This is a genomic window from Bradyrhizobium sp. F1.13.3 (assembly GCF_040548265.1).
In the GTDB taxonomy this organism is placed as follows: Bacteria; Pseudomonadota; Alphaproteobacteria; order Rhizobiales; family Xanthobacteraceae; genus Bradyrhizobium.
In genome coordinates this window covers 58,355-82,629 of sequence record NZ_JBEPRI010000009.1, presented here as the reverse complement: position 1 = coordinate 82,629, position 24,275 = coordinate 58,355, and the positions used below count along the sequence as shown (strand labels likewise).

Sequence of the window (24,275 nt, the reverse complement as noted above, 5' to 3'; positions counted from 1 at the left end):
GAGGGCATGCCGGAAAGCACGCGGCCCTCTCCTGGCGAAGTGTCCCAGGATGCGGATGCGAGCCGTATGGCCGCCCGCTCTCGTCACTGCCAGAGTTCGCAGGTCGCAACCCGGTTGATGTCCGCGAGCCGCCGGCTGGTGTCGCCCTCGAGGTCGAGGCTGGCGACCAGCGTCAGCAGGCGATGATAGGCCCCGTCAGCGACCGCGACGGGCAGCGGGGCCTCATCGAACGTCTCGACATAGCTGCCGACGAGACCGCTCAACAGACGGCACAGCCCGCGCTGTTCGGGGTCATCGCGGCCGAGCGTCTCGAGTTTTTGCTGAAAGATCCGGAAGGTCCGCAGGCCGTGGTGCTGTTGCGAAAGCCACGTGTGCAGGTCGTTCATTTAAGCTCCTTCGAATTGCGGAAGAAGCTACCGGTTTATACAGGTGGGATGTGACGATTGCTAGGGAGGGGGAAAGTCGAGACAGTCCGTCTTCGCCAAGAGGCTTCGCCGGACACGCTTCACCCTTTTGGCCTTGGCGCGGGCTGCGCCACGCGAAGCCCGAAAGGGCGAAGCGTGGTGCCCCTGGCCGGAATCGAACCAGCACTCCTTGCGGAACTCGATTTTGAGTCGAGCGCGTCTACCAGTTCCGCCACAGGGGCCCTCGGTCGGCCCTAACGCGGGCGTCGCGAAGCCGGCGGACTATAGCCATGGACAAAGCGGGGTCAACCCGCGCCAAAGTGATCTTGGCCGTTCTCGACAGCCGCGTGAGCCGGGGTTACAGCCTTGGAAAGCGACCATCGAAAAGGGGCTGCCGTGACGACCCAGAGTGCCGCAATACCTGCATTCAAATCGGCGGCCACCAGCCCGGCTCTGACTGCCTCGCTCGCTGTGACCCTGGTTGCGGCTGCCACGATCGCGGGCGCCTGGTTCTTCCAGCTGGTGCTCGGGATCGTGCCCTGTCCGCTCTGCCTGGAGCAGCGCTACGCCTATTACCTCGCGATCCCGCTCGGCTTGCTCATCGCACTCGCGGCGCGGGGCGGTGCGCCGAGGCCGCTGCTGCTCGCGGGCCTTGCGATCCTTGTGCTGGCGAGCCTCGCCAACGCCGGGCTCGGCACCTATCATTCCGGCGTCGAATGGGGTTTTTGGAAGGGGCCAACGGACTGCTCCGGTCCCGTCGTCAATCTCGGCAGCGCCACCGACCTGCTGTCGCGGCTCGACACCGTGAAAGTGGTCCGCTGCGACGAGGTGCAGTGGCGCTTTCTCGGCCTCTCGCTTGCCGGCTACAACGTGCTGATCTCGCTGCTGATGGCTGGGATCGCCGCGTCGGGATTCGTTGCGACGGCGAAGCGCTGAGGCTCAATCATCCACATCGTCCTGCGTCCGGCCGAACAGGTGCACGATGCCCGGCGTCGCGATCGTCACGAAGACGAAACGCGAGAGGTGATGTGCGCCGACGAAGATCGGGTCAATGTGCAGCGTCAGGGCCAGCGCCAGCATGGCGTCCATCGCGCCTGGTGCGTAGGCGACCACGATGTCGGAGAATTTCACCTGCGTGGTGAGCGCCACGATGCCGACGAAGATCGCGGAGACGGCGATGGCGACGGCAAACGAGCCCAGCGCCGCGTTGATGTGGCCGGCGAGCGTCTTGATCCGCATCCGCGCGAAGCGGCTGCCGATCAGGGCGCCGATGCCGACCAGTGCCACGCCGCGTACCCAGTCCGGCAGGCCGCCCTCGACCCAGCCTGCGCCATGCAGCACGCTTGAGCCGATCATCGCGCCGAACATCCAGCTCGCCGGAAATTTGATCAGCCGCAGGACGAGCGCCGCGGCTAGCGAGGCCGCGACCAGCTCGACGAGGTCAAGCGGCGAGGCAATCGTCGTCGCCAGCGACGGCGCGACGGAGGAGGCGACGCCGGCGAACGCCAGCACCATCGGCAGCGCCGCGGTGAGGATGATGACGCGCATGGTCTGCACCACCGCGATCCCCGGCAAATCGGCGCCGCGCTCGACCGCCAAAATCGTGATCTGCGACAGCGCGCCGGGGCTGCCGGCGAGGAAGGCCGAGGTGCGGTCCCAGCCGTGGAAGCGCTGGAGATAATAGCTGGAGCCGAAGGTCGAGCAAAAGGTCGCGAGCGCGAGCAGCCCGATGGTGAGCGGATAGGCACTGACCTGTTGAAGCAGGTGCCGCGAGACGACCGAGCCTAATGAAATGCCGAGCAGCACCAGCACGGTCTGGGTCAGGATCGGCGGCAGCGTCAGCTGGCGACCGGCGATCGCGGCGATCCCGACCGCGATCATCGAGCCCGAGATCAATCCCCCGGGAAGGCTCGCGAGCAGAAACACGAGGCCACCGGCGGTGCCAATGACGAGCGTTTCCACCGTGCTCAAGATCTTGGCACGGCTCGGCCATTCGAACGGCGGGGAGGCGGTGATTTGCTTCACACCGCCTTATCGCAAATCAGCGAGAGGCGCACAATTGCGGCCACGTCATGCCGCAATGCGCGCGCCTCTCGCCGAAGCCGGCGAGGACCGTGACGGGTTTACTTCTTGTCGGCGGGGGCCGCGGTCGCGCCAGCCTTGGCTTCCTTCATGCATTCGCGGCGGAATTTCTTGCGCTCCTTGCCCTTCAATCCTTTGGTATCTGCCTGCTTGGAGCATTCGAGCGATCCGGCCGAGCGCTCCTTCGGCGCCTTCTTGTCGGTGGTCGCGGCGGCATCGGTTTTGGCTGCCGGTGCGGCGGTCTGCGCGAAGGCAGTGCCGGTGGCGAGCAGGGAGGCGAGAGCGACGACGGCGAGGCGAGATGAGAAGGTCATGGTGCTGCACTCTTCTTGCGGGAATTGCGAAGGGCGCGAAAGTCGGCTGGCGTTGCTGAACGCGACATGAATAATTTGAACGTAGAGGATCACTATATTTTGGCGGCAGGAGCCATCGCTTCCTTGTCGCGAGCGGGCGGCACGCTAGGATAGCAATCCTCGGTTCACTTCCCCCGGGGGAAGATCAAGGAGGAGACCAAGGATGACCATTCAATCAAAGTTGCTGTGTGCAGTTGCGCTGTCGGGCTTTGCCGCGCTGGTGGCGAGTGCGCCGGCGCAGGCGCTGACCTCGCAGGAGTGCAGCGCGAAATACCAGGCCGCCAAGAAGGACGGCTCGCTCGGCACCACGAAGTGGAATGACTTCCGCAAGGCCCAGTGCGGTGCGGACGCGACGCCAGCGGCTGCGCCGACCGCGGCCGCTCCCGCTGCGCCCGCCGCTCCCGCCGAGCCGAAGCAGGCGAAGAAGGAGGCCGCCCCGGCTGCTGCGCCGACCCTGCCGGCCGGCCCCGCGATCTATCCGAACGCGGTCGATCCGAAATACGCCAAGGAGACCCCCGGCAAGGGGCGCCTGCACACCTGCGTCGACCAGTACAACGCCAACAAGACCACCAACGGCAATGGCGGCATGAAGTGGATCGAGAAGGGCGGCGGCTATTACAGCGAATGCAACAAGAAGCTGAAGGGCGCCGCCTGACGCTTCAAGACGACGCAGAGGCCGGAGCCAAGCTCCGGCCTCTTGCTTTAATCCAGTAGCTTCTCGGTCGACTTCGCCACGAGCTGCGATCGCTTGCGCGGGCCGCGCTCGACGAACAGCAGGCTCTGGCCGAAGATGAAGCAGTAGAACAGGAAGGCCTGCGCTTCAGCTGCCTCGGTCTCGAGGCCGGTCGCGCGGTAGAGTTCGGCGACGTGCTTCAGCCGCGCCGCGTCCACGTTCGCCACCGCTGCCGCGGCGCCCTCGTCCGAGCGGGCCCATTGCCGGATCGCAAGCTCGATTGCCATCCCGTCCGGATTGAGCCGCTCCGAATAGAGCTGGATCACTGCCCGCAGCCGTTCACGGGGCTCTTGGCCATCAAGACTCGTCTGCTGCGCGATCGCCGTTGAGCGCCCCTCGCGCCAGCGTTCCAGCATGGCACCGAGCAGGGCGGCACGATCGGCGAAGCGGCGGTAGAAGCCGCCCTTGGTGACGCCCAGATTCTTGGCGAGCACCTCCACCCGCACCCCCTCGACCCCCGATCGGGCGAGCTCGGTGAGCCCTGCCTCGACCCAGACATCGCCTTTGCCGTCACTCATGCAGGCAGCCTCGCCGATTCTTGATACGGTGCCGTATTGCTAACGCGGGAGGAGGTTGATACGCTACCGTATCAATCATCAAACGCAGAAGAGGCCAGGGAGAATTGCGATGGAGCAGGAGGCGACCTATCGCGGCACGGTCTATCCGTGGCAGTGCGATCACGTCGGCCATATGAACATCATGTGGTATGTCGGCAAATTCGACGAGGCCAACTGGATTCTGTTCGCCCGCCTCGGGCTGACGCCGAGCTATCTGCGCGGCTCCGGCCGCGGCATGGCCGCCGTGCAGCAGAACATCACCTACAAGCGCGAGCTGCTCGCCGGTGACATCGTCGAGATCCGCAGCCATCTGCTGGAGATCCGCGACAAATCGATCCGCTTCCGGCACGACATGACCAATGCCGAGACCGGCGAGATCGCCGCGTTCTGCGAGATCACGGGCGTGCACATGGACCGTAGCCAGCGCAAATCGGTGCCGTTCACGGATGCCATCCGCGAGGTCGCCTTGAGCCATCTCGTCGAGCCGGCGGAGGCCTGAATCATGGCCGCATTCGAGCCGAAGAACCCGGGCTATCGCGCGGCTGCCATCGCCATGTTCGACGGCCAGCCGGCGATGCACACGCTCGGCATCGTGATCGTCCGCCTTGCGCCGGGCGAAGTCGAACTGGCCATGCTGCATTCGCCGGCGCTCACACAACAGAACGGCTTTGTCCACGCCGGCATCATTACCGCAGGACTCGACAACGCCTGTGGTGTTGCCGCCTTCACTCTGATGCCGCCCGAGGCCGATATCCTCACCGTCGAGTTCAAGACCACGCTGCTCGCGCCGGCGCGGGGCGAGCGTCTCGTCTTCAAAGCAGAGGTGGTCAAGCCCGGCCGCACGTTGACCTTTTGCGAGGCCAAGGCGTTTGCCGAGCACGAGGGCAAGGTCACGTTGATCGCCACGATGACCGGGACACTGATGGCAATGCTGCCCCGCGCTTCGGCTTCGCACGAGCCACGCACGACCACCGCATAGCGGTGATTGACAAGACTGTCGGGGCGTCCCTTGATACTCCGGTCATGCTTGCAAGCCTTGGTCTCATTCTGCTCTGCCAGTTGATCGGCGAAGCCGTCGTGCGCAGCCTCGGGCTGCCGATGCCAGGCCCGGTACTCGGCCTCTTGCTGCTCCTCATCCTGCTGCTCGCACGCGACCGCTTTGCGCTTCTCGCGCGCGGGCCGCTGCGCGATGATGGCGTCGAGACGGCGAGCAGGGGTCTATTGGCGCATCTGTCGCTGCTGTTCGTGCCGGCCGGGGTCGGGGTCGTGCAAAAGCTCGACCTGCTCGCGTCCCACGGCATCGCTATCATCCTCGTGCTCGCGCTGTCGGTGGTCGTCACGCTGCTCGCGACCGTACTCACCTTCCGTCTGGTCAGCCGCCTGTTGAGGCAACAGGACGCGCGATGAAGGACAATCCGTTCTCGCTCTGGGTCTATCTCTCGCAGTCGCCGTTGCTTTGGTTGACCGTGACGCTGCTGGTCTATGCGAGCACGGACGCGGTGTCGCTGGCAACGCGGCGCCATCCGCTCGCCAATCCCGTGCTGCATGCGATGTGGATCGTCGGCGCGTTCCTGCTGTTGACCGGCACCTCCTACACGACCTATTTCGCCGGCGCGCAGTTCGTGCATTTCCTTTTGGGGCCTGCGACGGTCGCGCTGGCTGTTCCCCTTTACGAGAACCGCAAGCGCGTCGTCGCCTCGATCGTGCCGATGCTGGTGGCGCTGGTTGCGGGATCGGTCACCGCCGTGGTGTCCGTGGTGTTGCTGGCCGAGCTCGCCGGTCTGCCGCGCGACGTGGTTCTGTCGCTCGCGCCGAAATCCGTCACGGCCGGCGTTGCCATGGGCATCGCCGAATCCCTGCATGCCGATCCCTCGCTTGCTGCGGTTGCCGTCATCCTCACGGGCATCATGGGCGCGATCATCGTGACGCCGCTGATGAACCGCACCGGCATCAGCGATTTCCGCGCCCGCGGCTTTGCCGCCGGCCTTGCCGCGCACGGGATCGGTACCGCGCGCGCGTTCCAGGTCGACGAGATCGCCGGCGTCTTCTCCGGGATAGCCATGAGCCTGAACGCTTTGGTGACCTCCTTCCTGGTACCTTTGGCGGTCACGCTGCTGGTGCGATGACATCGGCACCGCGACACTCTATATGAGCTGTAACAATTCCCAGTCTCGAACCGTATCGACGGAGATGGGACCGAAATGGAACGAGATATGGCTGGATTCAGGAACAAGGGCCTTGTGCCGACGCGGCGCGCGGCGCTGACGCTGATTGGGGCGGGCGCCCTTGTCGCGGGTGGGATGACCTCGACGCGCGCGGCGACCGACGAAGACGAGGTGCTGACCGAAGCCAAGGTGCTGCGCGACCCCGATGTTCCCGTCGCCGGTAATCCCGACGGGAATATCAGCATTATCGAATGGTCCGACTACAACTGCCCCTATTGCCGCAAGCTCGAGCCCGAGTTGCGTCAGGTCATCCAGGACGACGGCAAGGTCCGGCTGGTGATGAAGGACTGGCCGATCCTCGGGCCGGTTTCGGTCACGGCGGCGCGGACCGCGCTCGCGGCGAAATTCCAGGACAAGTACCACCAGGCCCATGACGCCATGATGGGCGTCAGCTCGCGCCTGACCGAGCCACGCATCAACGAATTGCTCGCGGCCGCCGGTGTTGACATGGATCGGTTGAAGCGCGATCTCGCAGACCGCGCCAAGGACATCGACGCCGTGCTCAAGCGCAACAACGAGCAGGCCGAAGCCTTCGGTTTCAGCGGCACCCCGTCCTTCATCGTCGGCAAGTACCGCGTGCCGGGCGTGCTCAGCATGAACGAGTTCGAGCAGGTCATCGCCGACGCCCGCAAGGCCAAGATGAACTGAGCCGAGCGATATTCACCGCGCAATACGAAGGCGCCGCCGCGGACCCGCGACGGCGCCTCATTTCATTCATGATACCAAATCGTTACTTCGAGGAGATGCGGACCCAGTCCTTGTGCGCGCGATCACGCAGCGCGTCCCAATCGGCCTTGGCAACATCCCAGTTCACGATGGTGCGATTGGTTGTCGCGACCTCGCCATTGGCGACCGACGACGTCTGCATGGAGTCATAGACGTACACGCCGCAGCCGAGCAGCAGCGCGCCCAAAATCATTCCAAGAAACATCCGCATCGCGAAACCTCCAATGACGGGCGATAACGTCGACCCGGATCGATTGTTCCGCGACAGTGCGGCGCAGGTAAGGACGATCCGTTCACGCATCATTCAGCCACTGAACCAACTCCGCATTGATCTCGCGTGGGTAGGTGTGGCTGAGGTCGTCGATCTCGCGATAGGTGACATTTGCGCCGGCGGCGGCGAGGGCCGCCTGGGTCTGCCGCGCGGTCTGCACCGGAAACATCCAGTCGAGCTTGCCGTGCGCGATGAAGATCGGCAGGCGCTGCAGGCGCGTGGCGTCAGCCATCTCAGCCATCAGCGGATGGAAGGTCGCCGACACCGGCGCGACATGCGTGAAGGGCGATGCGCCTTCGAGCCCGGTGACGTAGCAGAAGGTGCCGCCGTCGCTCATGCCTGTCAGCAGCATGCGCGAGGCGTCGATGGCCCAGCGGTTGCGTACGGTTTCGAGAATGCGCATGAGGTTGGGCGTGTCGGAATCGTCACCCATCAGGGCCCAGGTCGGGCCGGTCGCGGTCGGCGCCACTAGGATCGCACCGAGACTGCGGGCGTCGCGCAGCCAGCTCCACAGAAAACCGCGGCCGTTGCCGCTGCCGCCATGCAGCGCCATCACCAGCGGCATGGCGCGGTCGGGCGTGTAATATTCGGGTACGTAGACCGAAAAGCCGCCGCGGCTGCCGGGCTCGTTGTGATCGTGGATGATGCCGGTGTGCGCGTCCGCGCCGGCTTCGAGCCGCGACAACAGGTCGGCATTCTCGCGATTGGCGGCGTTGAGGAAGAAGCTGCTCACCGGCGGAAACTGCATTGCGAGCGGATAGAGTGCCTCCTGCGCGCGCGGCACGTGGCGCAGCGCGCGGAAGACCGCGACGAGGTCGCCATTGCCACGCTCGATCTCGCGGATGCCGGCGAAGGCGGCGAGAGTCTCGTCGCAGGCACGGTCGAGTCGCTCGCGCAGTCCGGTGAACTGTTCCGGCCATTCTCCGATTGCGGCGCGCGCCGTTTGCAACGCCTCGTCGGGAGCGCCGATCGCGTTCATCACGGAGCAGAAGGCCGGCGGGTGCAGGTTTCGCTGAAAGAAGGCGAGCGCTTCCAGCGCATTGAGCAGCGGCGGTAGCACGGCCACGATGTCGTCAACGACGGCCTCGCTCATCGTCGCGTCCTTGCGTCAGTTCTGATCGTCAGTGCAGCTTTGGCGCCTTCAAGAGCTTGTAGCGATCGGTCGAGGTCACCGTGACGTCGAAGGTGACACCTTCATGGTGTACCGTCAGCGGCACGTCAACGCCGGCGGCGCCGAGGCCCCACAGCTTGTTGTAGAAGCCGGTCTGGCTCGTCACCTTCTCGCCGTCGACCGCGAGGATGACGTCGCCGGTCTTGAGCTCGGCGCGGGCGGCCGGACCATTGGCAGAGATCCCGATCACCACCACGCGGTTGTCGATCTCTGTCGAATAGAGTCCAAGCCATGGCCGCGCCGGCTTGTTGACGCGACCGAACTTGCGCAGATCGTCCAGGATCGGCTTCAACAGGTCGATCGGCACGATCATGTTAACGTGCTCGGCCTTGCCGTCGCGCTCGCGTTCGAGCTGGAGCGAGCCGATGCCGATCAGCTCCCCGCGTTCGTTGAGGAGCGCCGTGCCGCCCCAGTTCGGGTGCGCGGGATGGGTGAAGACGGCCTCGTCCAGCAGATATTCCCAGTAGCCGGCAAATTCCTGCTTGGCCACGATCTGGCTCGCGACCGAGCGCGTGCGTCCGCCGGCGCCGCCGACCACGACGCGGTCGCCGAGCTGGGTCTCGGCTGAGATACCGAGCGGCAAGGGATCGACGTCCAGCTGGCCGAGCGCCTGCACCAGGCCAAAGCCGGTGACGGCGTCGAAGCCGAGCACATGTCCCTCCACCACGCGCCCGTCTCCGACGTGCAGCCAAACGGACTCTGCTTCGGTGATGAGGTAACCGATGGTGAGCACCAGCCAATCGTCGATCACGACGCCGTTGCCGGCGCGTTCGGTCCCCAGTGTCTCGGCGCTGAAGGCGTCCGGCGGGATGATGGCATGCAGGCCGACGACGGAGGCGAGCACGCGGTCGAGATCGAAACCGTAATCGCTCGCCCGCGGCTGATTGGCCGGCGGCACTCTCCATTCGGTCAGAGCGGGCATGGAGTTCTCCTGGCTGAGTGCATCGCTCGGCGCGGCTAGCGGAAAGACGCACGAAGCACGCATAATTTAGGCCGGGGGAGGCCGTCTTGAAAGCCTCGCTCCCCAACTATTCCGAAGCGTCGTATGACATTTTTGAAAGGCACGGGAACGGTTCATGCAAGGTCGGTCGGGCGACCCTCCGGCATTGGCCGCATGGCTGCTCTCCGGCGAGGTGCTAGGCGCCTTCCAACGAAGCTGCTAACCATTGCCGCTTCGTTTGACCTAGGGATCACGGATCGAAGCATGGACAACCGCAGCGACATCTGGCGTGGCATCGACACGATCAAGGCACGTTTCATCGACCTCAGCGACAAGGTCTGGGGCATGCCCGAAGTCTGCTACACCGAGGCGCGGTCCGCCGCAGAACATCTCGCCGAGTTGCGTCATCAGGGTTTTCGCATCACCGAGCAGGTCGCGGGCATTCCGACCGCGGTGATGGGCGAATGGGGCGAGGGCGGACCGGTCATTGCCTTCATGGGGGAGTATGATGCGCTGCCGGGCCTCAGCCAGGAGGCGGGCGTCGCGGAGCATCGTCCGGTCGAGACCGGCGGCCACGGCCATGGCTGCGGCCACAATCTGCTCGGTTCCGCAGCTCTCCTCGCCGCGACGGCGGTGAAGGACTGGCTTGCCGAGAACAAGGTGCCGGGCCGCGTGCGCTATTACGGTTGCCCGGCGGAGGAGGGCGGCGCGGCAAAAGCCTTCATGGTGCGCTCCGGCGCATTTGAAGACGCCGACATCGCCATCACCTGGCATCCGCACAGCTTCTGGGAGGTCGCGGTGACGCCGTCACTCGCCAACACCCGCGCCGATTTCATCTTCACCGGCCGCACCTCGCATGCGGCGGCCTCGCCACATCTCGGCCGCTCCGCGCTCGACGCCGTGGAGCTGATGAATGTCGGCGTGAACTACATGCGCGAGCACATGCCGAGCGACGCGCGCGTGCACTACGCGCTGCTCGACACCGGCGGCATCGCTCCGAACGTGGTGCAGGCGCATGCGCGCGTGCGCTATTCGATCCGCGCCCGTGATCTGCCCGGCATGAACGAGCTGGTCGGACGCGTGAGCAAGATCGCGGAGGGCGCGGCGCTGATGACCGAGACCAAGGTCGAGATGAAGATCATCTCCGCGGTCTCCAACATCCTGCCGAACACGCCGCTGGAGCAGGCGCTGCACCGGGTCATGGAAGAGCTCGGACCGCCGCATTTCGACGACGCAGACAAGGGCTTTGCCACGGAGATCCGCGCGACGCTGAGCGACAAGGACATCGAGTCGGTCTATTACGCGATCGGCATGGAGCCGACCGACCGGCCGCTGGCCGACTTCCTGGTGCCACTCGATGCCAAGCGCAATCCGCTGGTCGGCTCGACCGACGTCGGCGACGTGAGCTGGGTGGTGCCGACCGTGCAGGTCCACGCACCCACGGTTGCAATCGGTACGCCCTTCCACACCTGGCAGGTGGTCGCGCAGGGCAAGAGCGCGCATGCGCACAAGGCCATGGTGCAGGCCGCCAAGGCGATGGCCGGCATCGGCATCAAGGCGCTGACGGACCCGGAGCTGATCAAGGCTGCCAAGGCTGACCTCGAGAAGCGCACCGCCAAGACACCTTACGTCTGTCCGCTGCCAGACCACGTCGCGCCGCCGCTCGACATGTCCGTGGCGTAGAATTCGCCTCGATACTTCGTCTGATCCGGCGAACAAATTTTCTGCAGTGCAGCGCGGAATCCAGCCTGTTTTGATGCTGGATTGCCGAATGGATGGGCTGCGGAATATGGTTTTGCCCAACAGACAGTCAGAAGACCGTTTGCATACACACGGTCGCAGTTGACGCGCACCCCATTCGGTGTGCCATCTACCGCCAGCCAAGCCCGGTGGTCGCCTCGCGCGACCGCCTGCATCCATACGGGAACCAGACGGGGGACAACCATGCTGGATAAAGAACTGCGTTCGATGATCGGTGACGTGAAGGACGGGCGGATGGATCGCCGCGGCTTCATTCAACGCCTGGCTGCCGTGGGTCTCACCGCGCCTTTGGCCAACCAGATCCTCGCGCTCGGCGGGGTCGCCATGGCTGAGGGCGTCTCGACCTACAAGCCGACCAAGCGCGGCGGCGGTGGTGCGCTCAAGCTGCTGTGGTGGCAGGGGCCGACCCTGCTCAATCCGCATTTCGCCACCGGCACCAAGGACCAGGACGGCTCGCGCCTGTTCTACGAACCGCTCGCCTGCTGGGATCCCGACGGCAACATGAAGCTGGTTCTCGCGACGGAGATTCCCTCGACCCAGAACGGCCTGCTCGCGGCCGACGGCAAGTCGGTGACCTGGAAGCTGAAACCCGGCGTCAAATGGCACGATGGCAAACCCTTCACCGCCGATGACGTGGTCTTCACCTGGGAATACATCATCGATCCCGCGACCGCGGCCGTCACTGTCGCGACCTACCGCGATATTACGGTTGAGAAGGTGGATGATCTGACAGTCCGCCTCGGCTTCAAGAAGCCGACGCCGTTCTGGGCCGATGCCTTCGTCGGCGCGACCGGACAGATTCTGCCTAAGCACCTGTTTGCCGAGTTCAAAGGCTCGAAGTCCCGTGAGGCGCCGGCCAACCTCGCCCCGGTCGGCACCGGCCCCTACAAATTCGTCGAGTTCAAGCCCGGCGATCTCATCCGGGGCGTGATCAATCCCGAATATCACATGCCGAACCGTCCCCATTTCGATACGATCGAGATGAAGGGCGGCGGCGATGCCGTCTCGGCGGCGCGCGCGGTGATCCAGACCGGCGAATATGATTTCGGCTGGAATATCCAGGTCGAGGACGACGTGCTGCTGCGTCTGGAGAAGGGCGGCAAGGGCAAGACCATCTACGCCGTAGGCGGCGATACCGAGTTCATCGCGCTCAACTTCACCGATCCGACCACCGAGGTCGACGGCGAGCGCTCCTCGATAAAGACCAAGCATCCGCTGTTCTCGGATCCGGCGGTGCGCAAGGCGCTGTCGCTGCTGGTCGATCGCGAGTCCATCAAGAAAGCCATCTATGGCCGCGCCGGCCGCACTACCGCGAACTTCCTCAACGGTCCCGAAAAGTTCGTCTCCAAGAACACCACATGGGAGTTCAGCGTCGAGAAGGCCTCGAAGATCCTCGACGATGCCGGCTGGAAGCCCGGCGCCGACGGCATTCGCGAGAAGGACGGCAAGAGGCTGAAGATCGTGTATCAGACCTCGATCAACGGCCCGCGCCAGAAGACCCAGGCGATCGTCAAGCAGGCCTGTCAGAAGGCCGGCATCGATGTGGAATTGAAGTCCGTCGTGGCCTCTGTGTTCTTCTCCTCGGACGTTGCCAATCCCGACACGTACGCCAAATTCTACGCGGACATCGAGATGTTCCAGATCCCGATGAGCCAGCCGGATCCCGCCCAGCACATGCGCCGCTATCATTCGAGCAATGTCGCGGCCAAGGAGAACAAGTGGCAGGGCACCAATTTCCCGCGCTGGATCAACAAGGACTATGACGCGACCATCGACGCCGCCGACGGTGAGATGGATCCGGTCAAGCGTGTGGCGCTCTACATCAAGGCCAACGATCTCCTGTTCCAGGACACCGTGTTCATCCCGGCGCAGCATCGGCTGAAGGTGGAGGCGAGCGCCAACACGCTGCGTCCGGTGATCAGCGGCTGGGCCAACGAGACCGACAATTTGTTCGACTGGTACCGCGAGGAATGATCACGCACGCCTAGAGCGGTCCTTCTTCATGAGCCAGTATGTCCTGCGTCGCCTCCTGATCGCGATTCCGAGCCTGCTCGGAATTTCGCTCGTGCTGTTCGTCGTGCTCGCGCTAGCCCCGGGCGATCCCTTCTCGGAGCTGGCGACCAATCCGAACGTGCCGCCCGAAGTCGCTCTCGCGCTTCGGGCGAAGTTCGGCCTCGACGATCCGATCTACCTTCGTTACCTGCACTGGCTCAACGCCATGCTGCATGGCGACTGGGGTTTCTCCTTTGTCAGCCGGATGAACGTCGACACGCTCATTCTCCAGCGACTGCCAACGACGCTCTACGTGATCGGCTCGGCGCAGATTCTGGCGCTCCTGATCGCGATCCCGGTCGGGGTCTATGCCGCGACGAAGCCGTATTCGCTGTTCGACCAGGTTGCCAACACGCTGGCCTTCGTCGGCTTCTCGCTTCCGACCTTCTTCACCGGCATCCTGTTCATCCTGATCTTCTCGGTCACGCTGGACTGGCTGCCTTTCGTCTACACCACGGACATCAAGGGCACGGGCATTCACTGGCTGGCGGAGACGATCCGTCAGGCAATCATGCCGGTGGCGGTGCTCGGCCTGTTCCAGGCGGCGTCGATGACGCGCTTCGTGCGCTCGGCGATGCTCGACGTGATCCGGCTCGACTACGTCACCACCGCGCGCGCCAAGGGCATCGGCCAGCGGCGGGTGATTATCAAGCACGTGATGCGCAACGCGATGATCCCGGTCGTCACGCTGATTGCGTTGCAAATCCCGGCGGTGTTCGGCGGCGCCATCGTCACCGAGCAGATTTTCCGCATCCCCGGCATCGGCTCGCTGCTGATCTCCTCCATCCTTTCCAACGACACGCCGGTGGTGATGGCCGTCACCTTCGTCTTTGCGTGCCTGGTCGTGCTGTTCAATCTCATCGCGGACGTTCTTTATGGCTGGCTTGACCCTCGCATCTCCCTCCGCTGAGCGGCGCGTCTACTCGCCCTGGCGCGAGACGTGGCGGCGCTATAGCCGCCACAAGCTTGCCGTGGTCAGTGCGTTCCTGCTCCTCGTTCTGATCCTGGCGGTGGTGGTCGGCCCCTTTATCTGGCGGGTCAAGATCGACGACATCGATATCGTGGCGGGCATGCAGGGGCCGTCGCTGGCCCATCCTTTCGGCACCGACGATCTCGGGCAGGACATCCTCGCCCGCATGATCTATGGCGGGCGCATCTCGCTCGCGGTCGGCCTCGCCGCGATGCTGGTCTCAGTCTTTGTCGGCGTGCTGATCGGCGCGCTCGCCGGCATGTCGCGCGGTGCGCTCGGTCATGGGCTGATGTGGCTCACCGATCTCTTTCTGTCGCTGCCGCAATTGCCCCTGCTGCTGCTGCTGATCTATCTCTTCCGCGACGGGCTGAAGGCGGCTTTCGGCCCCGAGGGCGGCATTTTCATCCTGATCGTGCTCGTGATCGGTGGCTTGCGCTGGATGCCGGTTGCGCGCCTCGTTCGCGCCCAGTTCCTGTCGATCCGCGAGAAGGAATTCGTTGAAGCCGCGCGCGCTCTCGGGGCAAGCCCGGTGCGGCAGGTTGTGCGCCATATCCTGCCCAATGCCCTCGGTCCGGTGATCATCGCCGGCACCATCGACGTGGCTGCCGCCATCATCGCGGAATCGACGCTGTCCTTCCTCGGCCTCGGCTTCCCTCCGGATACGCCGACCTGGGGCCGGCTGCTTTATGACGCGAAAGACTTTCTCGACATCGGCCCGCACTGGGCGCTGTTTCCGGGCGGCGCGATCTTCATCGCGGTGGTCGCCATCAACTTCATCGGCGACGGCTTGCGTGACGCGCTCGATGCGCGGCGGGTGATCTGATGGCGCCGCTGCTCGAGATCAAGGGACTGAAAACCCACTTCTCCACCGACGACGGCATCCTCCAGGCGGTCGATGGTGTCGACATCTCCATCAACCGCGGCGAGACGCTCTGCGTCGTCGGCGAATCCGGCTGCGGCAAGACCGTCACCGCGATGTCGATCCTGAAGCTGATCGCGATGCCGCCGGGCCGCATCGCGGCAGGCGAGATCATCTTCGAGGGCCGCGATCTCGTGCCGCTGACGAGCAGTCAGCTCGACGAGATCCGCGCCAAGGAGATCGGCTTCATCTTCCAGGAGCCGATGACCTCGCTCAATCCGGTGCTGACCATCGGCGAGCAGATCGCCGAAAGCCTGCGCCGCCATGAGAACGTCACCAGGAAGCAGGCGCTCGAGCGCACCATCGAAATGCTCAAGCTGGTGCAGATTCCCAACGCCGAAGGCCGCGTGCACAACTATCCGCATCAGTTCTCCGGCGGCATGCGGCAGCGCGTGATGATCGCGATGGCGCTCGCCTGCAAGCCGAAACTGATCATCGCCGACGAGCCCACCACGGCCCTCGACGTCACCATTCAGGCGCAGATCCTCGGCCTGCTCCAGGACATGAAGGAGCGCTTCGGCATGGCGGTGATGCTGATCACCCATGCCATGGGCGTCGTCGCCGAGACCGCGCAACGCGTCGTGGTGATGTACGCCGGCAAGGTGGTAGAGGAGGCGCCTGTCGACGACCTCTTCGGCAATCCCGGCCATCCCTATACCCAGGGACTGATCCGCTCGATCCCGCGCATTGATCTCGACAGCGAGCACAAGGTGCGGCTGGAGGCGATCGGCGGCTCGGTGCCGATCCTGATCAACCCGCCGGTCGGCTGCCGCTTCGCTCCGCGCTGCCGCCACGCCATGAGCATCTGCACCGAGAGGGAGCCGCTGCTGCGCGAAATCGCGCCCGGCCACCGCATGGCCTGTCATCTGGGAGATACGCAGTTGGGAGGCGCAGCATGACCGAGCCCTTGCTCCGCGTCAGCGGCCTGAAGAAATATTTTCCCGTGCATGGCGGCCTGTTATCGCGCCAGGTCGGCAGCGTTTATGCGGTGGACGGGGTCTCGTTCTCGGTCAACCGGGGCGAGACGCTCGGCCTCGTCGGCGAATCCGGCTGCGGCAAGTCGACGACGGGACGCTGCGTGCTGCGCCTGATCGAGCCGACCGACGGCGAGGTCGTGTTCGACGGTCAGGATGTCCGCCAGCTCGGCGGCAACGATTTGCGCGCGATGCGGCGGAACATGCAGCTCGTGTTCCAGGACCCGTTCGCCTCCCTCAATCCGCGCATGACGGTCGGCGCCATCCTCGGCGAAGCGCTGATCATCCATAAGCTTGGCTCATCGGCCAAGGAGCGGGAGGATCGCGTCGCGAGCCTGCTGGTGAAGGTGGGGCTCAAGGCCGAGCACATGCGCCGCTATCCGCATGAGTTTTCCGGCGGTCAGCGCCAGCGCATCGTGATCGCGCGTGCGCTCGCGGTCGAGCCGAAACTGATCGTCTGCGACGAACCGGTGTCGGCGCTCGACGTCTCGATCCAGGCTCAGGTCATCAATTTGCTGGAAGATCTCCAGGCCGAGCTGAACCTCACCTATCTCTTCGTCGCGCACGATTTGTCGGTGGTCGAGCACATCTCCGACCGCGTCGCGGTGATGTATCTTGGCCGTATCGTCGAGCTCGCCAAGGCCAGCGACCTCTACCGCAATCCGCAGCATCCCTACACGAGGGCGCTGTTATCAGCGGTGCCGGTGCCCGATCCCAAGCTCAAACGCGAGCGCATCCGCCTCAAGGGAGACGTTCCGAGCCCGATGAAGCCGCCGTCGGGCTGCCACTTCCACACCCGCTGTCCTATCGCCCAGCCGCGTTGCGCCGAAAGCGCGCCGGAGCTGAAGGAGGGAGCGGGCGGGCACCTTGTGGCGTGCCATCTCGCCTGACGCCTGGAAAAGCGGAGCGCGCATTCATGCGTGAAGCAGGCCGTGCTCCGAAAGGCCTGCCTGAACGCCTCAACCGAAGTGTGGTGATGCGCGAACAGACGCGCCTCTCGCGCGCCGCTCGTAGCCCCCGCAAGCTTCGCCAGCCATGCGACACGCTTTGCCCTGTCGTAATCGCAGAGGACATTGTCCATGTCGAAGAGGACGAGCTTGTTCCACCAGTCACAGCGGCACTCTCGGATTGGCCGAACATCCGGCCGTGATCCAAGCCATACCGCGCTAGAGCGCAGGCAACAAATCCAGAGCAACAGTCGATCCCGTCACGCGCTTCTCGCGGACCAGGGAACGACCTGTGCCGACATCATCAGCCGGTCCCGGCCATTGTCCCTGGCGGCGTAGAGCGCGCGATCGGCGGCGGCGACCAGCGTGCTGCAGTCCGTCGTGGGTTGGGACGGCAGACTCGTCGCGGCGCCAACACTTGCAGTCATCAGGCGGGAGGGGGATTGTCGCGTTAACCAGGCTGGCTCAAGCGTCGGCTTGGCCCGGTGTTCTACCTCACTCGTCCAGAGTGAAGCCGACGCGCAGCGTAACCTGGTAGTGGCGCACGGCACCGTTCTCGATATGGCCGCGCGTTTGCACCACCTCGAACCATTTCATCTCACGAACGGTCTTGGCGGCCCGGCTGACCGCGTTCTTGATCGCGTCCTCGATCGAGGTCTCGGACGATCCGACCAGTTCCAGGATCTTGTAGACGTGATCCGTCTCGCTTGTGGCCATGACTATTCTCCCCTTGTGCTGTGGCAGGGCTGGACACGTCTGGCGCGGACCGTTGGCGCGCGCGAAACATCCGGCCTTCACTCTGAACGGTCGGCGGCGCATCGAGTTCCGTCCCCGGCGAGAGCCTGCCGCGCGCCTGCCGGGCACCGCCCTGGCGTCTTCATTTTTTTAAGTGCACGAAAATCTGGATGGCATGTGCGGGCTGCGCTCCCGAATTGACGCGCGGTCGCGGGCCTGCCCTTGCCCGTCCCGATACGAGCGAGCTAACCTCGGCCTTTCCTCCGGCATCTTCGAAGAGCGGTGATGATCGCGCGTTGGACGAGGGGCGCTCTGGCTGTGATCGGTCTCTGCGTTGTGCCTGCGCCGGCCCTCGCGCAGGACGATCTCGACGGTGCCCCGGTGAGCATGTCGCTGCAGGTGACGACCGATCCCTCCGCCATCGCGTGCCGCCGGCTGGAAACGGTCAATCCGGCCTCGCTGATCTTCTTGCCGCTGCGCCGGACCTTCAACGAGGATTTTGACGAGCACCCGCTGGCGAACGGACGCTGGGTGCCGCATTACGCCGGCGGTGCGGCCTGGCCGGAGGCGCGCTACTGGGGTGGCGACGGCTCCGACTTCAAGCGCAAGACCAGCGCCAATGGCGAGCAGCAGATCTACGTCGATCCGCGCTACGCGGGGCGGGCCGCGGCGCCGCTCGGGCTCGATCCGTTCAAGGTCAAGGACGGCGTGCTGTCGATCGTCGCCAGGCGCACCCCGCCGGAATTGAAACCGGTGCTGTTCAACAACGAGTACATTTCCGGGATACTCACGACCCAGGGCACGTTCGCGCAGAAGCACGGTTATTTCGAGATCCGCGCCAAGGTGCCGGTTGGGCATGCGGTGTGGCCGGCGTTCTGGATGCTGGCGGATGACGGCGGCTGGCCGCCGGAGGTCGACGTGCTGGAAGGCCGCGGCGAAAAGCCGGGTGATCTCGTGATGACGACGCATTGGCGGATTCCCTCGACCCAGAAGATCCAGTCCTGCGGCTTCGACTTCGCGGTCGGCGACGCTTCGAGCGCATTTCACACTTACGGTGTATTGTGGGAAGAGGATCGCCTGGTCTATTTCATCGACCGCAGGCCGGTGTCCGACATCAAGGTGCCGATCGGCTTCGACGATCCCATGTACATGATCGTCAATCTCGCAATCGGATCGAAATTCTTTCTCGGCGTCGGACCGGTCGACGCGGAGTCGCCCCCGACCGTTGCATTCGAGATCGACCGCATATCCGTCTATCAGATCGATATGGAGCAGGCCCGGAGATAGCAATGGCAGCTGATTTCTCGCGGCGCGATTTTGCAAAGCTCGCGGGCCTTGCGGCGGTTGGCGCAACGGCAGGTGTCAAGGCTGACGAGAAGGCTGCGGACAAGGCTGCGGTAGATGAAACGCTGATCGTGCCCGACCGCCACGCGCCCGCGCCCTTCCCGAAGGATTTTCTCTGGGGCACGGCGACTTCGTCCTATCAGATCGAAGGCGCCGTCGACGAGGACGGTCGCGGCAAGTCGATCTGGGACACCTTCAGCCACACGCCCGGCAAGATCGAGGACGGCACGACCGGCGACCGCGCTAACGAACACTATCATCGCTACAAGGACGACGTGACGCTGATCAAGGCGCTCGACGTCAAGGCTTACCGTTTCTCGGTCGCCTGGCCGCGGGTGTTTCCGGAAGGATCGGGACAACCCAATCCCAAAGGGCTCGACTTCTACAACCGTCTCGTCGACGAGCTGCTCGCGAACGGCATCGAGCCCTACGCCACGCTCTATCACTGGGACCTGCCGCAGGCGCTCCAGGACCGCGTCGGCGGCTGGCAGTCCAGCGACACCTCGAAGGCTTTCGCCGACTACGCAGCCTACGTCGTCCAGCGCCTGACCGATCGCGTGAAGAATATTTTCACCGTCAACGAGGTCGGGCGCTTCGTGAATTTCGGATATGGCTGGGGCATCGACGCGCCCGGACTCAAGCTGCCGGCGGCGTTGCTCAACCAGGCCCGCCATCACGTCGCGCTGGCGCACGGGCTGGCGGTGCAGGCGATCCGCGCCTCAGGGCGCGCCGGCACCCGCGTCGGCGCGGCCGAGAACATTGCCGCCTGCGTGCCGGCGATCGCGACACCCGAAAACATCCGCGCGGCCGAGATCGCGACGCGCGAGCTCAACGCCGGCTTCCTCGGTGTGGTGCTGGAGGGCAAATACACCGACGGTTTCCTCGCCTATGCCGGCGCGGACGCTCCGAAATTCACGCCTGATGAATTGAAGATCATCGGCACGCCGAACGACTTCGTCGGCCTCAACATATACGCGCCACAATATTACATCACGGCCTCCGATCGTGCGCCCGGCTTCCACGTGCTGCCGTTCCCGACCTCGTTCCCGCACATGAACTCGGAATGGTTACGGATTGGCCCCGAGGTCATCTACTGGGCCCCGCGCATCGCCGCAAAGATCTGGAACATCGACGATATCTATATCAGCGAGAACGGTACCTCGTCGGAGGACAAGCTCGCCGCCGACGGCCAGGTCTACGACCTCGACCGCATCATGTTCCTGCGCAACTACCTGACCCAGATGCAGCGCGCGATTACCGAAGGCGTCCCAATTCGCGGCTATTTCCTGTGGAGCCTGATGGACAATTTCGAATGGATTTTTGGTTACGGAAAGCGGTTTGGCCTGTACCGCGTCGATTTCGAGACGCAGGCGAGGGTGCCGAAGCTGAGCGCGGCGTTCTATCGCGACGTGGTCGCGCGGAATGCGATCGGGATGTGAGACCAGACGCAGACCTTACGGATCCAGCTCCGTATCCCAGTAGAGATAATCCAGCCAGCTGTCGTGCAGATAGTTCGGTGGGAACAGGCGGCCGTTGCGGTGAAGCTGGTGCACGGTCGGCGCGAACGCATGTTGGCGCGGAAACATCTTGGCCTGCACCGGCGTCAGATTGCCCTTGCGCAGATTGCAGGGCGAGCACGCCGCGACCACGTTCTCCCAGGTGGTCTGGCCGCCTTTGCTGCGCGGGATGATGTGGTCGAAGGTGAGGTCTTCGGGCGAGCCGCAATACTGGCAGGCGAAACGATCGCGCAGGAAGACGTTGAATCGGGTGAAGGCAGGATGGGTGGTCGGCTTGACGAAGGATTTGAGCGAGACGACGCTCGGCAACTGCATTTGCAGTGTGGGACTATGGACCGCCTGATCGTAATGCGCGACGATGTTGACGCGGTCGAGGAATACCGCCTTGATCGCGTCCTGCCACGACCACAAAGACAGTGGGTAGTAACTCAGCGGCCGGAAGTCCGCATTCAGCACCAACACCGGCCAATGGCCTTGCGAGACATGTGCGTTCAAGTAACGCTCCTGGCCTCCAATGTACGCTGCGAAGCAGCACGTAACTGACATACTACATGCAGCGTGACGGGATTGTGAAGCCCGTCGAGCGACTTATTCCGGCACAAGCAATGCGGCACGGGGGTGGCAACCCGCGCAAAACGCCGTGATTTCCAGGTCCGGGGCCGTGGAGGCAGCGTTCTCCTGACAGCGCAACGTGGATGTGCCGAGGCAGCTACTCCCGTACCCGCTCCAGCTTCTGCAAACATCGCGTCGCGCGCACCGCGGCCGGCATCTCCTCATCCGGAAAGCTGGTCTTCCAGTCGGTGACGCCGACCTCGCCGACATAAATGTCGCCCCGGGAATCCAGCGCAATGCCATGCGGTGCCAGGAACTTGCCGCTCGCAACGCCCGGGCCTTCCTCGCCGCCGAGCCGCGCGATGCGGTTGCCCTTGGCGTCCACGATCGAGAGCCGCGGGCCGAGATTGGGCACCTTGCGGTTGACCGCGAGGCCGGGCCCGAGTTCTCCGATGACGAAGGTCGGGCTCTTGCTGCCGCCGCAGCAGTATAGCGCACACGGGCGGTGCAGATTGTTCCACTGCGTCTCGTACTTGCCATTGCCGTCGAACACCTGCACGCGATGATTCTCGCGGTCGGCGACATAGACAAAGCCGTCGGCATCGGTGGCGATGTTGTGCACGATGTTGAACTGGCCGGGATCGGTGCCGGGCTCGCCCCAGCTCGTCATCAGCTTGCCATCGGGCGTGAACTTGTGCACGCGCGCATTGCCATAGCCGTCGGAGACGTAGATTTCGCCCTTCGGCGACAGCGCGGTGTGGGTACAGCGATGGAAGGGATCGCCGCTCATGAATGGCGACGGTTTTTCGGGGATGCCGATCGTCAGCAGCACATTGCCCTCGGTGGTGCACTTGCGCACGGTGTGGTCGCCGTCATCTGTGCAATAGAGATTGTCGTCGGCATCGATGTGCAGGCCGTGTGCGCGCGAGAACAGGCCTTCGCCCCAACTGCGCAAGAAATTGCCCTCGCGGTCCAGCACGACCATCGGATGGGCCCCGCGGTTGAAGACGTAGACGCGGTCCTTGCCGTCGACCGCGACCGAAGCGACGTCGGTGAGCTGCCATCCGTCCGGCAGCTTTGCGAAGTTCTCAACGACGCGGTAGCGGTGCTCGCCGGTGCCGAGAATGGCTGGCATTGGTGTTCTCCTCTTATTCGTGTCGGCGATGCGCGATCGTCTCCACACTGTCATTGCGAGCGCAGCGAAGCAATCCAGACTGCGTCCGCGGAAAGACACTGGATGCTGCGCTCGCAATGACGAGGAGGCTCAAATTGCGCCCGCCTCACGCCCCAGAATCCCTTCCTCGATCGCCTTGATCTGCAGTGCGAGATATTTCGAGTTGATCCGGCATTGCGCGAGGCTGCCGGCGATGAACCAGAGGCCGGGTTGCCCAGTGCGCGCATACATGTTGCGCAGCTCGAGGCCGTCGCCAAAGCCCCAGATCGGGCCGACGCGGTCGGCGACGCCGTCGCCGAACAGTTTCCGCACCAGATACTCCTGTGTCTTGTAACCGGTCGAGAGCACGATCAGGTCGGCCGGAAGGGTCGTGCCGTCCTTCATCCGCGCCCCCTCGGCGACGAAGCTCTCGATGTCGGAAAACTGCCTGAGCTTGATCGCACCCTCGACGATGAGGTTGGAGCAGCCGACATTGAAATAATAGCCGCCGCCACGGGTGAGATATTTGAACTGCCAGCCGGTGCCGGCCTCGCCGAAATCGAGCTTGAAGCCGACCTTGCGCAGGCCGTCGAGCAGCTCGTTATCGAGCTCCTTCGACTGCTCCGTCAGCATCACATGGGTCTTCTTCGCCAGCGGCGTCGGCATCGAGGCCGCGATCAAATCGTTGTCCTCGAGCGTGCCCTCATTGTAGGTCGCGTAGGCAAGTTGGGCCGACGGCTCGATATTGGTGACCAGCGTGGGTGAACGCTGCACCAGCGTCACTTCCGCGCCACTCGAGTGAAGGTCCTGCGCGATGTCGTGACCGCTATTGCCGGTGCCGATGACGATGGCGCGTTTTCCTGTCCAGTTTTCGCCGTCCTCGTAGCGGCTCGAATGCAGCAGCGTGCCCTTGAAGTTATCGAGGGTTGGAATAACAGGCACATTGGCGATGCCGCTGACGCCGGTTGCCATCACAACATGGCGCGGGTGCATGGTCCGTTTGCCACCGTCGGCGCCTCGCAACGTGACGGTCCAGTTGCCCTTGGCATCGTCGTAGGCGCCGCATTCGAATTCGGTTCCGGTCCAGAAATTCAGCTCCATCGCGTCGACGTAAGCTTCGAACCAGTTGGCGAGCTTGTCCTTGGGGATATAGGTCGGCCAGTTCGGCGGAAACGGCATGTAGGGCAAATGATTGACTTGCACCTGGTTATGCAGGGTCAGCGCGTGGTAACGTTTGCGCCAATTGTCCCCGATCCGCGCCTCGCGATCGACGATCAGTGTGTCGATCTTCAACTGCTTCAGCCGAGCCGCAATCGCGAGCCCGGCCTGGCCGCCGCCGACCACCAGCACGGCTGGATCGCGATCGGTGTAGTCGCGCGAGGCGTTGCGCAGGTCGAGCCAGTTCGGTCCACGGAAGTCGCGCGAATAAGCCTGGCCGCGCGGCCGCGAGGTGCCGAGCTGCTCCTCGAAGCCCTTGAGCTCGTCGAGCGCGGTGAGGAGCGTCCACGCTTTCAGGCGGTCGCCGTCGGTAGCGTCGGGCACAAGCCTCGCGATGCCGCTGCCGCGCCCCAGTGCGGTTTCGAAATCGAAGATCGCTTCGATCGTGTTGGTCCCGGCACGCGTCACCCAGCGCGGTGGCGCTCGGTTCGGCGCGATCTTGAAGCTGCCCGGCGCGACCTTTGCCGCGAGCGTTGTCAGCTCCCGCTTGATCGAGTCGCCGCCGGCGATGGTTTGCAGGTTCCAGCTGAGTGCCAGCACATCGCGCCAATAGCTGTCGGCGACGAAAAGAGGGTCCAGCCCAGCGCCGCCGGGTACGCCAAACGTGCGCTCGAATTCATCGAGCCAGGCTTGCGCGGATGCGGCAATATCCTTCGTCCTGTCCAGCATGC

General features: G+C 64.3%; 26 protein-coding genes, 1 tRNA gene and 1 pseudogene. 15 read left to right on the top strand and 13 right to left on the bottom strand.

Annotation, left to right across the window (positions count from 1 at the left end; genetic code table 11):
* Window positions 1-83 precede the first annotated feature (83 nt).
* Both ABIB66_RS23890 and ABIB66_RS23885 read right to left on the bottom strand, forming a co-directional pair.
* On the bottom strand, window positions 84-386 hold the full coding sequence (locus ABIB66_RS23890; RefSeq protein ID WP_275170890.1) for a hypothetical protein: 303 nt from the start codon (window positions 384-386) through the stop codon (window positions 84-86).
* 175 nt (window positions 387-561) lie between these two features.
* Window positions 562-646 (bottom strand) — tRNA-Leu (locus ABIB66_RS23885).
* A 154-nt stretch (window positions 647-800) separates the two neighbouring features.
* Here ABIB66_RS23885 and ABIB66_RS23880 point away from each other — a divergent pair.
* The gene (locus ABIB66_RS23880) at window positions 801-1,340 is read left to right on the top strand and encodes a disulfide bond formation protein B (RefSeq protein ID WP_354061078.1); all 540 of its coding nucleotides are present in this window, start codon (window positions 801-803) and stop codon (window positions 1,338-1,340) included.
* Between the two features lie 3 nt (window positions 1,341-1,343).
* Here ABIB66_RS23880 and ABIB66_RS23875 read toward each other — a convergent pair whose 3' ends face one another.
* Both ABIB66_RS23875 and ABIB66_RS23870 read right to left on the bottom strand, forming a co-directional pair.
* Window positions 1,344-2,429 (bottom strand): AbrB family transcriptional regulator, encoded by a 1,086-nt coding sequence (locus tag ABIB66_RS23875; protein WP_354207823.1) that lies wholly within the window; start codon window positions 2,427-2,429, stop codon window positions 1,344-1,346.
* A 98-nt stretch (window positions 2,430-2,527) separates the two neighbouring features.
* Window positions 2,528-2,800 (bottom strand): PsiF family protein, encoded by a 273-nt coding sequence (locus ABIB66_RS23870; RefSeq protein WP_275170899.1) that lies wholly within the window; start codon window positions 2,798-2,800, stop codon window positions 2,528-2,530.
* Window positions 2,801-3,002: 202 nt separating this feature from the next.
* Here ABIB66_RS23870 and ABIB66_RS23865 point away from each other — a divergent pair, with 202 nt between their 5' ends.
* Window positions 3,003-3,494, top strand: coding sequence for a hypothetical protein (locus tag ABIB66_RS23865; RefSeq protein ID WP_007615347.1), 492 nt, complete (start codon window positions 3,003-3,005; stop codon window positions 3,492-3,494).
* Window positions 3,495-3,541: 47 nt separating this feature from the next.
* Here ABIB66_RS23865 and ABIB66_RS23860 read toward each other — a convergent pair whose 3' ends face one another.
* Entirely contained in the window at window positions 3,542-4,090 is a 549-nt protein-coding gene (locus tag ABIB66_RS23860; RefSeq protein WP_354207826.1) for a TetR/AcrR family transcriptional regulator, read from the bottom strand.
* Window positions 4,091-4,199: 109 nt separating this feature from the next.
* Here ABIB66_RS23860 and ABIB66_RS23855 point away from each other — a divergent pair, with 109 nt between their 5' ends.
* The 5 genes from ABIB66_RS23855 (at window position 4,200) to ABIB66_RS23835 (ending at window position 7,002) form a co-directional block, all read left to right on the top strand.
* Window positions 4,200-4,628, top strand: coding sequence for an acyl-CoA thioesterase (locus ABIB66_RS23855; RefSeq protein ID WP_354061087.1), 429 nt, complete (start codon window positions 4,200-4,202; stop codon window positions 4,626-4,628).
* Window positions 4,629-4,631: 3 nt separating this feature from the next.
* Window positions 4,632-5,108 (top strand): PaaI family thioesterase, encoded by a 477-nt coding sequence (locus ABIB66_RS23850; protein ID WP_354207828.1) that lies wholly within the window; start codon window positions 4,632-4,634, stop codon window positions 5,106-5,108.
* Window positions 5,109-5,152: 44 nt separating this feature from the next.
* Complete coding sequence (locus tag ABIB66_RS23845) at window positions 5,153-5,536, top strand: CidA/LrgA family protein (RefSeq protein WP_275170904.1); 384 nt, start codon at window positions 5,153-5,155, stop codon at window positions 5,534-5,536.
* Window positions 5,533-6,255: an LrgB family protein gene (locus ABIB66_RS23840; RefSeq protein WP_275170905.1), complete on the top strand. Its 723-nt coding sequence runs from the start codon at window positions 5,533-5,535 to the stop codon at window positions 6,253-6,255. Before ABIB66_RS23845 ends, ABIB66_RS23840 begins: the two co-directional genes overlap by 4 nt.
* A gap of 87 nt (window positions 6,256-6,342) precedes the next feature.
* A complete protein-coding gene (locus ABIB66_RS23835; RefSeq protein ID WP_354061095.1) occupies window positions 6,343-7,002 on the top strand; it encodes a DsbA family protein in 660 nt (219 codons plus the stop codon).
* A gap of 82 nt (window positions 7,003-7,084) precedes the next feature.
* On the opposite strand, the gene ABIB66_RS23830 is transcribed toward ABIB66_RS23835, so the two are convergent.
* From ABIB66_RS23830 to ABIB66_RS23820, 3 genes are all read right to left on the bottom strand, one after another.
* On the bottom strand, window positions 7,085-7,291 hold the full coding sequence (locus tag ABIB66_RS23830) for a hypothetical protein (RefSeq protein ID WP_027514183.1): 207 nt from the start codon (window positions 7,289-7,291) through the stop codon (window positions 7,085-7,087).
* Window positions 7,292-7,373: 82 nt separating this feature from the next.
* A complete protein-coding gene (locus ABIB66_RS23825; RefSeq protein ID WP_354255889.1) occupies window positions 7,374-8,444 on the bottom strand; it encodes a phospholipase in 1,071 nt (356 codons plus the stop codon).
* Between the two features lie 28 nt (window positions 8,445-8,472).
* On the bottom strand, window positions 8,473-9,444 hold the full coding sequence (locus ABIB66_RS23820) for a S1C family serine protease (protein WP_354255886.1): 972 nt from the start codon (window positions 9,442-9,444) through the stop codon (window positions 8,473-8,475).
* A gap of 282 nt (window positions 9,445-9,726) precedes the next feature.
* On the opposite strand from ABIB66_RS23820, the gene ABIB66_RS23815 reads away from it, so the two are divergent.
* The 6 genes from ABIB66_RS23815 to ABIB66_RS23790 all read left to right on the top strand — a co-directional run bounded on the left by ABIB66_RS23815 (window position 9,727) and on the right by ABIB66_RS23790 (window position 17,028).
* On the top strand, window positions 9,727-11,145 hold the full coding sequence (locus ABIB66_RS23815; RefSeq protein WP_027514180.1) for a M20 family metallopeptidase: 1,419 nt from the start codon (window positions 9,727-9,729) through the stop codon (window positions 11,143-11,145).
* Window positions 11,146-11,406: 261 nt separating this feature from the next.
* Window positions 11,407-13,197 carry a peptide ABC transporter substrate-binding protein gene (locus tag ABIB66_RS23810; protein WP_275170909.1) on the top strand — a complete coding sequence of 597 codons (1,791 nt, stop codon included), beginning with the start codon at window positions 11,407-11,409 and terminating at the stop codon, window positions 13,195-13,197.
* Window positions 13,198-13,225: 28 nt separating this feature from the next.
* A complete protein-coding gene (locus tag ABIB66_RS23805) occupies window positions 13,226-14,185 on the top strand; it encodes an ABC transporter permease (protein ID WP_106941042.1) in 960 nt (319 codons plus the stop codon).
* Window positions 14,151-15,068: an ABC transporter permease gene (locus ABIB66_RS23800; protein WP_007597392.1), complete on the top strand. Its 918-nt coding sequence runs from the start codon at window positions 14,151-14,153 to the stop codon at window positions 15,066-15,068. The genes ABIB66_RS23805 and ABIB66_RS23800 overlap by 35 nt, the downstream gene beginning before the upstream one ends.
* Complete coding sequence (locus ABIB66_RS23795; protein ID WP_354207834.1) at window positions 15,068-16,063, top strand: ABC transporter ATP-binding protein; 996 nt, start codon at window positions 15,068-15,070, stop codon at window positions 16,061-16,063. The genes ABIB66_RS23800 and ABIB66_RS23795 overlap by 1 nt, the downstream gene beginning before the upstream one ends.
* Window positions 16,060-17,028 (top strand): ABC transporter ATP-binding protein, encoded by a 969-nt coding sequence (locus ABIB66_RS23790; RefSeq protein WP_275170911.1) that lies wholly within the window; start codon window positions 16,060-16,062, stop codon window positions 17,026-17,028. Before ABIB66_RS23795 ends, ABIB66_RS23790 begins: the two co-directional genes overlap by 4 nt.
* Before the next feature lie 116 nt (window positions 17,029-17,144).
* Here the strand turns inward: ABIB66_RS23790 and ABIB66_RS23785 are convergent.
* Together ABIB66_RS23785 and ABIB66_RS23775 are read right to left on the bottom strand one after the other, a co-directional pair.
* A pseudogene (locus ABIB66_RS23785) lies at window positions 17,145-17,278 on the bottom strand (HAD family phosphatase); the annotation flags it as partial.
* A 302-nt stretch (window positions 17,279-17,580) separates the two neighbouring features.
* Window positions 17,581-17,802 carry a dodecin gene (locus ABIB66_RS23775; protein ID WP_018453224.1) on the bottom strand — a complete coding sequence of 74 codons (222 nt, stop codon included), beginning with the start codon at window positions 17,800-17,802 and terminating at the stop codon, window positions 17,581-17,583.
* Between the two features lie 303 nt (window positions 17,803-18,105).
* Here ABIB66_RS23775 and ABIB66_RS23770 point away from each other — a divergent pair, with 303 nt between their 5' ends.
* Both ABIB66_RS23770 and ABIB66_RS23765 read left to right on the top strand, forming a co-directional pair.
* Entirely contained in the window at window positions 18,106-19,107 is a 1,002-nt protein-coding gene (locus ABIB66_RS23770) for a glycoside hydrolase family 16 protein (RefSeq protein WP_354207836.1), read from the top strand.
* 2 nt (window positions 19,108-19,109) lie between these two features.
* Entirely contained in the window at window positions 19,110-20,603 is a 1,494-nt protein-coding gene (locus tag ABIB66_RS23765; RefSeq protein WP_354255883.1) for a GH1 family beta-glucosidase, read from the top strand.
* A 15-nt stretch (window positions 20,604-20,618) separates the two neighbouring features.
* On the opposite strand, the gene ABIB66_RS23760 is transcribed toward ABIB66_RS23765, so the two are convergent.
* From ABIB66_RS23760 to ABIB66_RS23750, 3 genes are all read right to left on the bottom strand, one after another.
* Window positions 20,619-21,176 (bottom strand): HNH endonuclease, encoded by a 558-nt coding sequence (locus tag ABIB66_RS23760; protein WP_007597381.1) that lies wholly within the window; start codon window positions 21,174-21,176, stop codon window positions 20,619-20,621.
* Window positions 21,177-21,390: 214 nt separating this feature from the next.
* On the bottom strand, window positions 21,391-22,368 hold the full coding sequence (locus tag ABIB66_RS23755) for a peptidyl-alpha-hydroxyglycine alpha-amidating lyase family protein (RefSeq protein ID WP_354207840.1): 978 nt from the start codon (window positions 22,366-22,368) through the stop codon (window positions 21,391-21,393).
* Between the two features lie 129 nt (window positions 22,369-22,497).
* The gene (locus tag ABIB66_RS23750; protein ID WP_354207842.1) at window positions 22,498-24,273 is read right to left on the bottom strand and encodes an NAD(P)-binding domain-containing protein; all 1,776 of its coding nucleotides are present in this window, start codon (window positions 24,271-24,273) and stop codon (window positions 22,498-22,500) included.
* Window positions 24,274-24,275: the final 2 nt, after the last annotated feature.